Genomic DNA, 13,786 nt, shown 5'->3' with positions numbered 1-13,786 from the left:
TGTCAAAAGTCAGGGGGAATTAAAGGGGGGAGCCAAGCGGGTGATACGGGTGGAAGTGGAACAGGCAGCCAAGGCGTTCGGCGGCAGGCCGGTGCTTCGACAGATCGGCTTCTCGGTAGAGCCGGGCGAATGGTTCGGCATTCTCGGCCCGAACGGCAGCGGGAAGTCGACGCTGCTGCATATGATATCCGGCGCCGAGCGCGCTGACGCCGGAACGGTGAAGCTGGACGGACGTTTGGTGGAAGCCGTCTCCCGCAAAGAGCTGGCCCGGCAGCTCGCCGTGCTGCATCAGGATGCGCTGCCCCCGCTCGGGTTCACGGTGCGCGAAATCGTCGAGATGGGACGTTATCCGTACCAAAACTGGTTGGGGGACGAGACCGGGGATTCCGCAGCTTTAATCGAGCGAATTCTTGATTGGCTGAAGCTCAGGCCCTTGGAGGAACGTACGGTCGACGGGTTGAGCGGCGGCGAGCGGCAGCGGGTGGCGCTGGGTAAAGCGATGGCGCAGGAGCCGAAGCTGCTGCTGCTGGACGAACCGACGACCTTTCTGGACATCGGGTACCAGGTGGACCTGATGGATAAGGTTCGTCAATGGCAGCGGGAATGCGGGATGACCGTCATATCGGTGCTGCACGATTTGAACTTGGCCGCGCAGTATTGCGATCGGCTTATGCTGCTTTATAACGGCGAGGCAGCCGGAATCGGCACGCCGGAGGACGTGCTGCGCGCCGATCTTTTGGAGAACGTCTACGGCACGCGTCCGTACGTGCTTCGGCACCCGGACAGCGGAGTGCCGCAAATTTTGCTCGGAAAAGGGGAATGACCGTGTCGGATCAAAGCCGGTTACAACAAGTGTTATCGGACATTCGGCCGCTTGATGCGGAGATCATGGAAGAGGCGGCCCGCAGACTGGACCAATTGACCAAGCCGCCGGGCAGCCTCGGCCGGCTGGAAGAAATCGCGAAGCAGCTTGCAGGCATTCATGGCGAGGTCATGCCGGAGTTGACGCGAAAAGCCGTCGTCGTGATGGCGGGAGATCATGGCGTATGCGAGGAAGGGGTTAGCGCCTTTCCGGCGGAGGTGACGCCGCAGATGGTGCTCAACTTCCTGAACGGCGGAGCGGCCGTCAATGTGCTCTCAAGGCAGACCGGGGCGGATGTCGTTTGCGTGGACATCGGCGTCAACGCCGAGCTGTCGCATCCACTACTGCGCTCGCGCAAGATTCGCATGGGAACCGCCAACATGGCGAAAGGACCGGCGATGACGCGGGCGGAGGCGGAAGCCGCAGTCATGGTCGGCGTGGAATTGGCCCGGGAGCTGGCGGGCGAAGGCTATCGGCTGCTCGCTACCGGCGAGATGGGCATCGGGAATACGACAGCCAGCTCGGCGCTCTTGGCTGTACTCGGAGCGACCGATCCCGCCGCTGCGGCTGGACGCGGAACCGGAATCGACGACGAGCGGCTGCGGCACAAGCAGGCGGTCATTCGCCGGGCGATTGAAACGAACCGGCCGGAAGCTTCCGATCCGCTCGATGCGCTCGCCAAGGTAGGCGGCCTTGAGATCGCCGGACTGGTCGGCCTGATTCTCGGTGCGGCGCAGAGCCGCATCCCCGTCGTCATCGACGGCTTCATCTCGTCGGCCGCGGCTTTGGTTGCGGCGAGGCTGGCGCCGCTCAGCGTCTCGTATATGATCGCGTCGCATCTCTCGCAGGAGCAGGGCCATGAGCGCCTGCTCACGGAGATCGGCTTGACGCCGATGCTTCGCATGGATATGCGGCTGGGCGAAGGCACCGGCGCGGTGCTGGCTTTCCCGATGATCGAAGCGGCGGTCCGCATTATGAAGGAGATGGCGACCTTCGCGGATGCCGGAGTTTCGGGCGCAGCGGAGCGGGAAGGCATATGAATGCCGGTCAGCGGGAAGGAAACGCGCCGATGAAAGTGCTTGTAACCGGAGGGGCGCGCAGCGGCAAAAGCGGCTTTGCCGAGAAGTACGCGGCGGTGCTGGGTCATGAGGGCTTATACGTCGCCACCGCGCAAGCGTATGACGACGAAATGCGGCGGCGCATCGACTTGCATCGCCAAGCGCGCAGCGAGCGCGGCTTCCGCTGGACGACGGCCGAGGAGCCCTTCGCCTTGGCGGAGCTGCTCGAACGCTCGGCTGCGCCGGTCGTGCTCGTCGACTGCCTGACGCTCTGGCTGTCGAACTGGCTGCTGCGGCTGGAACAGGAGCCGGATGCGGAAGCGCAGCTCGAAGCGAAGATCGACAGCTTGGCTGCCGTCTTCGCGGCGGTGAAGCAGCCGACCGTTCTCGTGACAAACGAAGTCGGAGCCGGGTTGGTACCGGAATATAAGCTCGGACGCATGTTCCGCGATTTGTCCGGACGGATGAACCAACGTCTTGCCCGCGAGGCCGATCAGGTATTCCTTGTCGCCTCGGGCATTCCTCTTGAACTTAAGAGCCTAGCTTTTAAGCTGTAGGGGTTTTCGGTTTAGCTTTTGTTTTTTGGGCGGGTGGGTGCGTTTTTCTTGGGAGCGACTTTTGACGAAGTCAACGGAGCGAACCAAGAATCATGCCCGGCTCCATGCCCGCCGCGGGCAGCGCATGAAAAATAAGCGCCCTGTAAGGCGGCGCGTCAAGCTTTTTAGTCTTTTATAGGGAGGAGGTGTATCTCTTTGAGAGCGACTTTTGACGAAGTCAAGCGGAGCGAACAAAGAGATACACCCACCAAAGTATGAGTGAAACGCTAACAATGGTGCTGGCCGCCATCGTCATCGATTGGGTGCTCGGCGATCCGTCATGGCGCTGGCTGACGCATCCCGTGATCTGGATCGGGCGATGGATTTCCGCCGTGGAAAAGCGGCTGTGGCCGGACGGGGCGCAATCGGCCGGCGTTCACGGCAAGTGGGCCGTACGCTGGCGCGGCATTGCGCTTACCGTATCGACGGTAGGCTTGGCGTTCGGCGCGATGTATTTCATCGTCTGGGCCGCGTCGCAGGTGCATCCGTGGCTCGGCTATGCGGTGAACACATGGTTCATTTCGACCACGATCGCCATCAAAGGACTGAAGGATGCGGCTATGGCGGTCTATCGCCCGCTGGTCGAAGGGCGTCTGGATGAAGCGCGTAAATATGTCGGCTATATCGTCGGACGGGATACGACGCGGCTGGACGAGCCGGAGATTACGCGGGCGACCGTAGAGACGGTCGCTGAAAATATCGTAGACGGCGTCGTATCGCCGATCTTGTTTGCTTTGCTCGGCGGAGCTCCGCTGGCGATGCTGTACCGCGCGGCGAATACGCTGGATTCGATGGTCGGCTACAAAAATGAGAAGTACCTGCACTTCGGCTGGGCCTCGGCCCGGTTCGACGATGTGCTCAACTGGATTCCGGCGCGGCTGACCGGGGGGCTGCTCGTCTTGGTTGCGCTTGCAAGTCCGGGACTGGATGGCATTCGCGCGGCGAAAGCCGTCCTGAAGTTTGCGCGGCTGCATCCGAGTCCGAACAGCGGGATTCCGGAGTCGGCGGTGGCCGGCGCGCTCGGCATCGAGCTTGGGGGCGTGAACGTATATCACGGCCGGACAAGCGAGCGGGCCCGGATGGGCTGGCCGCTGCGGGAGCGCACGCGGGAAGATATTAAGCGGACCGTGCGCATGCTGTACGGAGTCAGTTACGTCATTGCGGGGGGATTGCTGTGCGCGCTTTTATTCGTTTGATGCGGCTTTGGGGCGAAGCCTGCGCGGCTGCGTTTCAATTTTTAACCCGATTGCCCGTACCGGTGAAGCTGGATTATAACGACGCTTTGTTTCGGCGGAGCGTCGTTTTTTATCCGCTTGTCGGGCTGGTGCTTGGACTGATCATAGCGGCAGTCGGTCTGCTGCTGACCAGCTTGCTGCCCCCGCTTCCGGCAGCCGCTTTGCTGCTCGGGATCTGGGTGCTGCTCACCGGGGCGCTGCATCTTGACGGGCTGATGGATACGGCCGACGGCATCTTGAGCCACCGTTCGCGTGAGAGAATGCTGGAAATCATGAAGGACAGCCGGGTTGGCGCGATGGGCGTCATCGCCGCCGTGCTGGTGCTGCTGCTGAAATGGTCGCTGCTGACGGAGCTGCTGCCTGCTGTGGCAACTGGCAGCCAGGGGAAGCTGTGGCTCCTCTTGGCGCTGGTTCCGTTGTGGACCCGTTGGTACATGGTCGTAGGAATAGCCTGCTGGCCGTATGCGCGTCAGGCAGGAAGCGGAATGGGCGGCTTTTTTCGCGGTGTCGGGGCCGGGCATGCCGCAGGCTCGGGACTGGTGGCGCTGCTGCTGTCATTATGCGTTGTTGCGGCGGGAGAAGCATTCGGAGGGCTTACGCTTCCGTTTTGGCATATGGTAGGTATAGTAGGTATTCTGCTCGCCGTGACAATTGGGGCAGGGGTTTTGATGAGCGTTTCGATTCACCGGAAATTAGGCGGACTGACGGGCGATACGTACGGCGCGATGAACGAATTGCTGGAAGCGGCTCTGCTGCTCGTGCTTGTGTTGATTAAGGGATAGGAGAGGTTGCGATGCTGGAACGATACGGACACGGCGGCGATTTGTGGACGGCCGCGGAAGCTTTCGGCAAGCCGCGGGAGCGGTTTGTCGATTTTAGCTCGAACATGAACCCGCTCGGACTGCCCGAGGCGGTAGGACGCATTTTGGCTGAGCAATGGCAGGAGGTCGTCCATTATCCGGACCCGGCGGTGCGGGAGCTGACCGGCAAGCTGGCGGCCAAGCACGGCGTTCCGGTCGAATGTGTGCTCGTCGGCAACGGGGCCGCGGAGCTGATCGATCTAGCCGTCCGGGTGCGCCGTCCCCGGGTGACGGGACTGGTTCGTCCGTCTTTTGCCGAATACGAGGAAGCTGTGGAAAAAATCGGAGGGCGTACGGTCGACATCCCGCTTGATGAAGCGAACGGCTTTGCGCTTCGTCTGGCCGACGTGCAAGAGGCTGCGGGCCGGTGCGATCTGCTGTTTCTCGGACATCCGAACAATCCGACCGGGCGATTGCTGCCGGATGACGTGGTGCAGGCGCTGGCCGGCGGGCAGATTCCGGCTATCGTCGATGAGGCATTTTTGGATTTTTGCCCGCGGGAGGAGGAGCTGACGCTGGTCCGCGCTGCGGCGCAGAGCCCCAACTTGACCGTCATTCGCTCGATGACGAAGTTTTATTCGATTCCCGGACTTCGTCTCGGGTACGTAGTGGCGCATCCGGAGCAAATCCGCGAGATGAAACGGCTGCAGGTGCCGTGGAGCGTAAACGCTTTATCCCAGTGGATCGGCTCGGCCGTCCTGGAGGAGCGGGAGTTTGCGCGCCGGACGCTGGAGTGGGTCCAGGAAGAGAAGGAGCGCTTGCGAACCGGACTGGAATCGCTGGGCCTGACCGTGTACGAGAGCGATGTGAATTTTGTGCTGTTTTCGCTGAGGCCGCTGGGACTCGCTGTGCGGGCGCTGCAAGCAGCGATGGGGCGGCGGGGCATTATGATCCGGGACGCTTCGCTGTTCCCCGGGCTGGACGAAACGTACTGCCGAGTGGCGGTCAAGCTGAGGGAGCAGAACGAAGCGCTTCTGGACGGTCTCCGGCAGTCGATTGCCGACCTGCTCGAAGCGCGGGATTGCGTGACGGCGGGCGAAGCGGTAGCCCGGAGGGCGGAAGGCTCACAGAGCAGTGGCGTGGCCGTACCCGCTTCCGTATCGCTGAAGCTCGCCCCGACGTTCATGCTGCAGGGAACCGCCTCCGATGTCGGCAAAAGCTTGCTGACGACGGCCTTGTGCCGCATCCTGCTGCAGGACGGCTTCCGCGTGGCGCCATTCAAATCGCAAAACATGTCGCTCAACTCCTACGTGACCCCGGACGGCAAAGAAATCGGCCGAGCGCAGGGAATGCAGGCGGACGCCTGCCGGATTCCGGCGACGACGGATATGAACCCAATTTTGCTCAAGCCCAAAAAAGACATGGTCTCGCAAGTGGTCGTTCACGGCAAGCCTTACTGTGACCTGGATGCGCGGACTTACCGGGAAAAATATTTGCCGGAAGCCGAAGCGGTGGTGAAGGAAGCGCTCGCCCGCTTGCGGCAAGCCTATGACGCGGTCGTGATCGAAGGGGCGGGCAGCCCGGCCGAGGTGAATCTGAAAGACCGGGATATCGTCAACATGCGGCTGGCCGGCTGGGCGGACGCCCCGGTGGTGCTTGTGGCGGATATCGACCGCGGAGGCGTGTTCGCTTCCCTCGTCGGGACGCTGGACATCTTGTCATCGGAGGAACGTGGCCGGGTGAAAGGCTTTATCATCAATAAGTTCCGAGGCGACGTTACGCTGCTTACGCCGGGGATCGAATGGCTGGAGAAGCGGACGGGCAAGCCGGTGCTTGGCGTTATTCCTTATTTGCCGCAGCTTGGGCTGGAGGATGAGGATTCGGCTTCGCTCGATCGCAAGCTGGCGGAAAGCGGTCTGGGCCGCACGGATACGACGCTGTCCGAAGACATGCTCGATATCGCGGTCATCCGGCTGCCGCGCCTGTCCAACTTTACGGATATCGACCCGCTGGAATACGAGCGCGATGTCCGGCTCCGTTTTGTGGATTCGGCGGAGACGTTCGGCTCCCCGGATGCGGTCATCGTGCCGGGAAGCAAAAATACCGTCGACGATCTTTTATACCTTCGCGACTGTGGTCTTGACCGGAAGCTGCTCGATTTTGCCAAGAGCGGCGGATGGGTGACGGGCATCTGCGCGGGGTATCAGATGCTTGGTGAAAAGCTGCTCGATCCGAACGCGGTCGAATCGGATCAGCCAGTGCTCGACGGACTCGGCTTATTCCCGACGCAAACCGTCTTTGCCGCGGAGAAACGGACCGTAAGAGCCGCAGGTACGACAAGGCTGTATGCCGATCCCGAGCAGGCGTTTGAAATCCAGGGCTATGAGATTCACATGGGCGTCACTTCGTTTTTGCGGCCTGTCGACCACCCGTTCGAGTTATCGCATCCCGATACCGGACCGGACGAATCCGGTTTGTCGCCGGACGGCGCGGTTTGCGCGGACGGACGGCTGTGGGGCACGTACGTGCATGGCATTTTGCATAACGACGATTTCCGCCGCGCGTGGCTGAACCGGATTCGCGCAGCGAAAGGATTGGAGCCGCTGCCGGCGGAGCTGCGCTTTCAGGAGCGCCGGGAGGCGGCCTTCGACCGGCTCGCGGCCCATGTGCGGGAGCACTTGGATATGGAACGATTGTATGAGATGATAGGGTGGAATAAAGGCCGGGAGGGATTCCAGTGAAAATTTATACGAGAACGGGCGATGCCGGGAAAACCGGGGTGATCGGAGGTCGCGTAGATAAGGACGACGCCCGGGTCGAGGCGTATGGCACGGTCGACGAGCTGAACTGTTTTATCGGCCAGGCGATGGGATTTCTGGATGCGGAGCGCGATGCGGATCTGCTTGCCGATCTGCTTCAAATCCAGCATGAGACGTTCGATTGCGGCTCCGATCTGGCCCTGCTGAAGCAGGAGCTGCGGCCGTATAAGGTGACGGCCGAGATGGTGGACCAACTGGAAGCATGGATCGACAAATACGATGCGGAGACGCCGGATATCCAGCGCTTTATCCTTCCGGGCGGGAGCCAGGCGTCGTCGGCGCTGCACGTATGCCGGACGGTATGCCGCCGCGCCGAGCGACGGGTCGTCACGCTCGCGCGCACGCAGCCGATCAACGAAGAGGTTCGCCGTTATTTGAACCGGCTGTCGGACCTGTTCTTTACGATTGCCCGGGTGGCCAATCATCGGGCCGGCAACGGCGACGTGGAATATATTCGGAGCGCCGAGGTGTTCAGACGCAAGTCATGAGCTATTATAAACCGCTGGAATATATCGTCCCGACAGAAGACGACGGCATGGTGCTGAGGACGATTTTGCAAAAACGAATGGGCGTATCCCGCAAGCTGCTTTCGCGGCTGAAGCTGACGGAACAGGGCATAACGGTCAACGGGGAACGCAAATATATCGATGTGAAGGTACGCGCCGGAGACCGGGTCGCCGCGCGGATGGAGACGGAAGCGTCCGACGATATTTTGCCGCAGCCGCTTCCGATCGACATTTTGTATGAAGACGACGAGCTGCTGGTGCTGAACAAGGAGGCCGGGATGATCGTGCATCCGACGCACGGCCATTACACGGATACGCTAGCGAACGGTGTCGTTCATTACTGGCGGGAAAAGGGCGTCAGCTTCCGCTTCCGCCCCGTGCACCGGCTCGATCAGGAGACGTCCGGGGTGCTGGCCGTCGCCAAAAATCCTTACGTGCATCAGCAAATTTCGGAGGAAATGCAGGCGCACGGGCTAAAGAAGGAATACATCGCGCTCGTGCACGGCGTGATCAGCAGCGACGAAGGCACGGTCGATGCGCCGATCGACCGCAACCCGCTTGCGCCGCATGTCCGCATCGTCACGCCAACCGGCTATCCGGCGGTCACGCATTACCGCGTGGAGCGGAGGTTTCACGAAGCGACGCTTGTGCGCTTGTGGCTGGAGACGGGGCGGACGCACCAGATCCGCGTGCATATGCGGCATCTCGGCCATCCGCTGCTCGGCGATAAGATGTACGGTCCCGGCGGAACGGCGGACGAGGTAGAGTTGGCGTCCGTCGAGGGCGTCCCTGTCGCCGACCGCAGCGCAACACAGCAGCAGGCGGCGCCAAGCGTCTGTCAAGCGGGCTCGCCCGCATCTGACTATGGAATGGAGCGTCAAGCGCTGCACGCCTGCACACTCGGGCTGACGCACCCGGTCACGCGCCGGCGGATGGAATTTCACGCGCCGCTGCCGGCGGATATGGAGCGCTGCATCAAGCAATTGGAGCAGTCGGAAGCTGCACAATAAGCATAAAAAATCCGCCGTTCCCGAGATGCGTTCGGGGAAACGAGCGGATTTTTTGCTTTCGTTCATTTCTGCAGCAGCCCCAAATACTCTTTCAGCGCGAGGCTCAGATCATCCATGGCCGCTGAGGTCGGAATCCATAGTCTCCCCGTCCAGCCTGTGCCGCGGCTGATCTTGTAATCGACCGGGTACGGAACGACCTGAACGTGCTGCGCGGCAAAATGCTTCACCGAGCGCGGCATATGAAAAGCCGACGTCACGAGGATCGGCCGCTTCCAGCCGCCTTCGTCCAGCAACTGCTTCGAGTATCGCGCGTTCTCTTGAGTGGTGCGGCTCCGGTCGTCCAACCGGATCGCTTCGGCCGGAACGCCCAGCGCAATAAGCTTGCTGCGGGCCAATTGGCCCTCGTTGGCCGTATCGGCGTACACCTGCCCGCCGGAGACGATGATCGGCAGCGGCTTAGCGGCGTACAGCTCGGCCACCGCGACGACACGGTGCAGCGTGCTGCCGCTCAAGTGGCCGGTACCGCTCACGTCCGGGGTCCCCGACACCGCTCCGCCGGTCAGCATGACGTAGACATCGCCCTGCAGGACGGCCGGCGGCGAATAACGATTTTCGACCGATTGCAGCGCCGTTTCGCCGACAAGCGGGATCGAGGCCAAATAGACGAGGCAGGCCGAGGCGAACAGAACGATGCCGGCCGAGCGGCGGACGCGGGCGTACAGCCACCAGCCGATCAGGAGCAGCAGCGGAACGAAGCAGCCGGGAGGCATCAAGAAACTGTAAACGAGTTTAAGAACATAAATCATGGCCTAAGTTCCTCCTGTGGGACTCTTTTCCATTATCTGCGCATGACAGCCTTTTTTCAACCTTTGGCCGCACCGGCGGCGATTTGCAGGACCTGCGGATTCATCGGTATAATGAATACATGTCATAGTTAACCATTTCAGGATAGGATAAGGATGAGAGAAATCATGAGCAAGAACAAATCGATCAAAGTTTTTCAATACCCTGCTTGCAGCACCTGCCGTAGCGCGTTGAAGTGGCTCAAAGAGCACGGTTGGGAAGTCGAGGCGATCCACATCATGGAGCAGCCGCCAACCGTAGAGGAGCTTCGCACGCTGATCCCGCAAAGCGGGCTCGACATCAAAAAGTGGTTTAACGTCTCCGGCGAGGTGTATAAGGAGATGCAGCTTAAAGATAAGCTGCCGCAGCTGAACGACGAGGAGAAAATGAAGCTGCTCGCATCGAACGGCAAGCTGATCAAGCGGCCGGTCGCGACAGACGGGAAGCGGGTGACGGTCGGCTTCAAGCCGGAGCTGTACGAGGAAAATTGGGGGAACGAATCGTAAGGTTGTCTAAGGAGTGTGAGCCTTGTTGCAGCAAAGACCCAAACCGAAAAAACAAAATCCGCTTTGGTATATCGGCGCGGCCGCGACCTTCATTCTGACGCAGCTGAAAACGCTGCTGCCGCTGCTGAAGCTCGGCAAATTCGGGGGAGCGATCATCTCGATGGCGGTGACCATCGGCGCGTATGCGATCGTGTTTCCGTGGCAGTTCGCTATCGGCTTAGTCCTGCTGCTGCTCATCCACGAGCTCGGCCACGTCATTGCCGCCAAGCAAAAAGGGCTGCCGGTGACAGCCCCGGTGTTTATCCCGTTTCTGGGCGCGCTGATCACGATGAAGCGGAATCCCCGGGATGCGGTGACGGAAGCGTATGTCGCTTTGGGGGGACCCGTTCTTGGAACGGTCGGCGCCTTGGCCGTGTTCGGTGCAGCCTATGCGGTGGATAACCCGGAGTATAGTAAACTGCTTTATTCGATCGCTTATGTCGGCTTTTTTCTTAATCTGATCAACCTGCTGCCGGTTCATCCCCTTGACGGAGGACGGATCGCGACGGCGGTAACGCGTTGGCTTTGGCTGGTCGGCCTGGTCGGAGGTTTGGTTGTAATTATATACCTGCGCTCGTTTTTGTTCTTCATCATTTGGGCGATGTTCGCCTACGATCTGTACAAAAAATTCGTCAAATACCGCAAGCAAGGCGAGGAGCGGTTCGTCAACGCGAGCTTTCTGGTGGCGGCCGAGCCGCTGCTGGCACAGGGCTATATGATTCCCGGCCCGGAGCATAAGCGGGAGCTGCCTTTTGTCACGTTCTCGGATTTGGACGGGCAGCAGTATGTCAACGTCCTCTGGGAAGGTCTTCATTTTCAAGGAACGGTGCCGCTCATGCATCAAGGAATCATCAAGCGTGCTCATGTGACCCGGATAGAGCATCTCCGGAAAGAAGACGGTCTGCATCTGATGATCCACTGCCAGATCGATTACCGTCTATACGAAAATGACAAATACTACGAAGTTCCTGCGGCGTCGCGGTGGAAGTTCGGGACGGCGTATGCGCTGCTTGCGGCGTTTCTCATTGGCATGATGTGGTACGTGCATGAGGTAACGGGACTGAAGGTATAATCAACATTCCGAATCGGCGTTCGGAAGGAAAACGAGGTAACGCATAGATGAAAAGATGGGAATCGAAACGATTGGCCGAACTGGGTTCGGCTATTTTTTCTGAGATGGCGGCGTGGAAGAAGGAAGTGACCGCACGCGGCGTCGATGTGATCGACCTCGGCATCGGGAGCCCGGACCGGGCGCCGTCTGTCCGTGTCATGGAAGCGCTGACGCGCGCGGTGAACGATCCGGGCCTATACGGCTATCCGACATCGGAAGGGAGCGCGCTATTCAGGCAAACGGTCGCCCGCTGGTACGCCCACCGGTTTGGGGTTGCGCTCGATCCGGAGGACGAAATCGTCACGCTGATGGGCTCGCAGGATGGCCTTGCGCACTTGGCGATGGCAGTGACGGACCCCGGCGATACCGTGATGGTTCCCGATCCGGGCTATCCGATTTATTCCGCGAGTCTGGTGCTGGCCGGGGTGCAGCCTTACTATATGCCGCTGCGCGCCGATAACGGTTTTTTGCCGAAACTGGAGGACATCCCGGAGGAAGTGGCGCGGCAAGCGAAATTCATGCTCTTGAATTATCCGAGCAACCCGCTGTCGGCGGTGGCCGACTTGGCGTTCTTCGAGCAGTTGGTGGAATATGCCCGCGAGCATGAGCTGCTGCTGGTGCACGATCTTGCCTATTCCGAGATGTCGTTTGACGGCTTCAAGCCGCCCAGCATCCTGGAAGTTAAGGGAGCGAAGGACATCGCCGTGGAGTTCCATTCCTTGTCGAAAAGCTTCAATATGGCCGGCTGCCGCATCGCCTTTATGGTCGGACAGCGTGACGCGGTCCGCGCTCTGCGCGTGCTGAAGTCCAATATCGACTACGGCGTATTTTTGGCGGTGCAGCAGGCCGGCATCGCAGCGCTGGAGGAGGATATGATGCCGGGAAGCCGGTCGGTCGCAGCGCTGTACGAACGGCGGCGGGATATTGTGATCGAAGGGCTGAACGAAGCCGGCTGGAGCATTCCGAAGCCGAAGGCGACGATGTTCATCTGGGCACCGATTCCCGAAGGCTGGACGTCTCGACAGATTTCCCGGGAAATGCTGTATTCTGCGGGAGTCGTCGTTATTCCGGGCGACGCGTTCGGCAAGGAAGGCGAAGGCTATGTCCGCATCGCGCTCGTTCAGGAAGAGGGCAGGCTGCGGGAAGCGGTCCGCCGGATCGGCCAGTTTTTGCGGGAGGCTTCCCTCTGACAGACGGCTGTCTATTTTTAATGATGTCGCAATATCTTACTTTTTCCTGTCGCCAAATTGCAATTTCATCGCCGCCTCAATCATGCTACTATGAAGGCATGTCGTACAAAAATAGGAGGCGTATCAAGTGTCCCAGAAGCTCAAAATAGCCATTATCGGATGCGGCGGCATCGCGAACGGCAAGCATTTGCCGAGTCTGTCTCGTTTAGAGCAAGTTGAACTTGTCGCATTTTGTGATATCATTTCCGATCGGGCCGAGGAAGCGAAAGCGAAGTACGGCAGTGCGGAAGCGAAGGTCTATGAAGATTATAAAACGCTGCTGCAGGATGCGTCGATCGATGTCGTGCACGTATGTACGCCGAACGATTCCCATGCGGAGATTACGATTGCGGCGCTGGAAGCAGGCAAGCATGTGATGTGCGAGAAGCCGATGGCCAAGACGGCGGCCGATGCGCGCCGGATGGTCGAGGCGGCCAAGCGGACGGGCAAGAAGCTGACGATCGGCTACAACAACCGGTTCCGGGCGGACAGCCTTTACTTGAAGCGCATTTGCGAGGAAGGCGAGCTTGGCGACATTTACTATGCGAAAGCGCATGCCGTTCGTCGCCGCGCCGTGCCGACTTGGGGCGTCTTCCTGGACGAGGAGAAGCAAGGCGGAGGACCGCTGATCGATATCGGCACGCATGCCCTCGACCTGACGCTCTGGCTGATGGACAACTACGAACCGAAGGCCGTACTTGGAACGGCGTTCCATAAATTATCGGGGAAAGAAAACGCTGCCAATGCTTGGGGACCTTGGGACCCGAAGAAGTTTACGGTGGAGGATTCGGCCTTCGGCATGATCGTGATGAAGAACGGCGCGACCATCATGCTGGAATCGAGCTGGGCGCTCAATACGCTCGATGTGAAGGAAGCGAAGAGCACCTTGTGCGGAACGGAAGGCGGCGCGGATATGGAGGACGGTCTCCGGCTGAACGGCGAGAAGCTGAGCCGCTTGTACATGAACAAGATCGAGCTCGGCAGCGGCGGAGTCGATTTCTACGACGGCCAGAGCGAGAGCGCGCCGGATACGGAAATGCGCCTGTGGATCGATGCGATCCTGCATGACAAACAGCCGGTCGTCACGCCGGAGCAGGCTTGCGTCGTGTCTGAAATTCTCGAAGCGATCTACGAATCGGCGAAAACGGGCAAAGCCGTATACTTCGACTAAA

At 60.1% G+C, this 13,786-nt stretch carries 13 protein-coding genes; 12 read left to right on the top strand and 1 reads right to left on the bottom strand.

What is annotated here, in order from left to right; translation table 11 throughout:
* Nucleotides 1–40 precede the first annotated feature (40 nt).
* The 8 genes from KQX66_RS23185 to KQX66_RS23150 all read left to right on the top strand — a co-directional run bounded on the left by KQX66_RS23185 (nt 41) and on the right by KQX66_RS23150 (nt 8,886).
* Nucleotides 41–823, top strand: coding sequence for an ABC transporter ATP-binding protein (locus KQX66_RS23185; RefSeq protein WP_216795188.1), 783 nt, complete (start codon nt 41–43; stop codon nt 821–823).
* Nucleotides 820–1,902, top strand: a complete 1,083-nt coding sequence (gene cobT, locus KQX66_RS23180) for a nicotinate-nucleotide--dimethylbenzimidazole phosphoribosyltransferase (protein WP_216795187.1) — start codon at nt 820–822, stop codon at nt 1,900–1,902. Before KQX66_RS23185 ends, cobT begins: the two co-directional genes overlap by 4 nt.
* Before the next feature lie 29 nt (nt 1,903–1,931).
* Nucleotides 1,932–2,477, top strand: coding sequence for a bifunctional adenosylcobinamide kinase/adenosylcobinamide-phosphate guanylyltransferase (gene cobU, locus KQX66_RS23175; protein WP_216795275.1), 546 nt, complete (start codon nt 1,932–1,934; stop codon nt 2,475–2,477).
* Nucleotides 2,478–2,731: 254 nt separating this feature from the next.
* Entirely contained in the window at nt 2,732–3,712 is a 981-nt protein-coding gene (gene cbiB, locus KQX66_RS23170) for an adenosylcobinamide-phosphate synthase CbiB (RefSeq protein ID WP_216795186.1), read from the top strand.
* Nucleotides 3,691–4,533, top strand: a complete 843-nt coding sequence (gene cobS, locus KQX66_RS23165) for an adenosylcobinamide-GDP ribazoletransferase (RefSeq protein WP_308647264.1) — start codon at nt 3,691–3,693, stop codon at nt 4,531–4,533. Before cbiB ends, cobS begins: the two co-directional genes overlap by 22 nt.
* Nucleotides 4,534–4,544: 11 nt before the next feature.
* Nucleotides 4,545–7,292, top strand: coding sequence for a cobyric acid synthase (locus KQX66_RS23160; protein WP_216795185.1), 2,748 nt, complete (start codon nt 4,545–4,547; stop codon nt 7,290–7,292).
* On the top strand, nt 7,289–7,858 hold the full coding sequence (locus KQX66_RS23155) for a cob(I)yrinic acid a,c-diamide adenosyltransferase (protein ID WP_216795184.1): 570 nt from the start codon (nt 7,289–7,291) through the stop codon (nt 7,856–7,858). Before KQX66_RS23160 ends, KQX66_RS23155 begins: the two co-directional genes overlap by 4 nt.
* Entirely contained in the window at nt 7,855–8,886 is a 1,032-nt protein-coding gene (locus KQX66_RS23150; protein WP_216795183.1) for an RluA family pseudouridine synthase, read from the top strand. Before KQX66_RS23155 ends, KQX66_RS23150 begins: the two co-directional genes overlap by 4 nt.
* A gap of 62 nt (nt 8,887–8,948) precedes the next feature.
* Here KQX66_RS23150 and KQX66_RS23145 read toward each other — a convergent pair whose 3' ends face one another.
* The gene (locus KQX66_RS23145; RefSeq protein ID WP_216795182.1) at nt 8,949–9,692 is read right to left on the bottom strand and encodes a YdcF family protein; all 744 of its coding nucleotides are present in this window, start codon (nt 9,690–9,692) and stop codon (nt 8,949–8,951) included.
* A gap of 165 nt (nt 9,693–9,857) precedes the next feature.
* On the opposite strand from KQX66_RS23145, the gene KQX66_RS23140 reads away from it, so the two are divergent.
* The 4 genes from KQX66_RS23140 (at nt 9,858) to KQX66_RS23125 (ending at nt 13,785) form a co-directional block, all read left to right on the top strand.
* Complete coding sequence (locus KQX66_RS23140; RefSeq protein WP_216795181.1) at nt 9,858–10,235, top strand: arsenate reductase family protein; 378 nt, start codon at nt 9,858–9,860, stop codon at nt 10,233–10,235.
* Nucleotides 10,236–10,260: 25 nt separating this feature from the next.
* A complete protein-coding gene (locus tag KQX66_RS23135; RefSeq protein WP_216795273.1) occupies nt 10,261–11,346 on the top strand; it encodes a site-2 protease family protein in 1,086 nt (361 codons plus the stop codon).
* A gap of 47 nt (nt 11,347–11,393) precedes the next feature.
* A complete protein-coding gene (locus KQX66_RS23130) occupies nt 11,394–12,575 on the top strand; it encodes an aminotransferase class I/II-fold pyridoxal phosphate-dependent enzyme (RefSeq protein WP_216795180.1) in 1,182 nt (393 codons plus the stop codon).
* 127 nt (nt 12,576–12,702) lie between these two features.
* Nucleotides 12,703–13,785, top strand: coding sequence for a Gfo/Idh/MocA family protein (locus KQX66_RS23125; protein ID WP_216795179.1), 1,083 nt, complete (start codon nt 12,703–12,705; stop codon nt 13,783–13,785).
* The last annotated feature ends 1 nt before the right edge of the window (nt 13,786 follow it).

This window comes from Paenibacillus oleatilyticus, from assembly GCF_018998565.1.
GTDB classification, from domain to species: Bacteria; Bacillota; Bacilli; order Paenibacillales; family NBRC-103111; genus Paenibacillus_G; species Paenibacillus_G oleatilyticus.
Note: the sequence above shows the minus strand (reverse complement) of the source record. Positions and strands in the feature narration are given on the sequence as shown.

Coding starts and splice junctions, on each gene's coding strand:
- cobT (WP_216795187.1), top strand. CDS start 820: ATGACCGTGTCGGATCAAAGCCGGTTACAACAAGTGTTATCGGACATT.
- cobU (WP_216795275.1), top strand. CDS start 1,932: ATGAAAGTGCTTGTAACCGGAGGGGCGCGCAGCGGCAAAAGCGGCTTT.
- cbiB (WP_216795186.1), top strand. CDS start 2,732: ATGAGTGAAACGCTAACAATGGTGCTGGCCGCCATCGTCATCGATTGG.
- KQX66_RS23160 (WP_216795185.1), top strand. CDS start 4,545: ATGCTGGAACGATACGGACACGGCGGCGATTTGTGGACGGCCGCGGAA.
- KQX66_RS23150 (WP_216795183.1), top strand. CDS start 7,855: ATGAGCTATTATAAACCGCTGGAATATATCGTCCCGACAGAAGACGAC.
- KQX66_RS23145 (WP_216795182.1), bottom strand. CDS start 9,692: ATGATTTATGTTCTTAAACTCGTTTACAGTTTCTTGATGCCTCCCGGC.
- KQX66_RS23140 (WP_216795181.1), top strand. CDS start 9,858: ATGAGCAAGAACAAATCGATCAAAGTTTTTCAATACCCTGCTTGCAGC.
- KQX66_RS23130 (WP_216795180.1), top strand. CDS start 11,394: ATGAAAAGATGGGAATCGAAACGATTGGCCGAACTGGGTTCGGCTATT.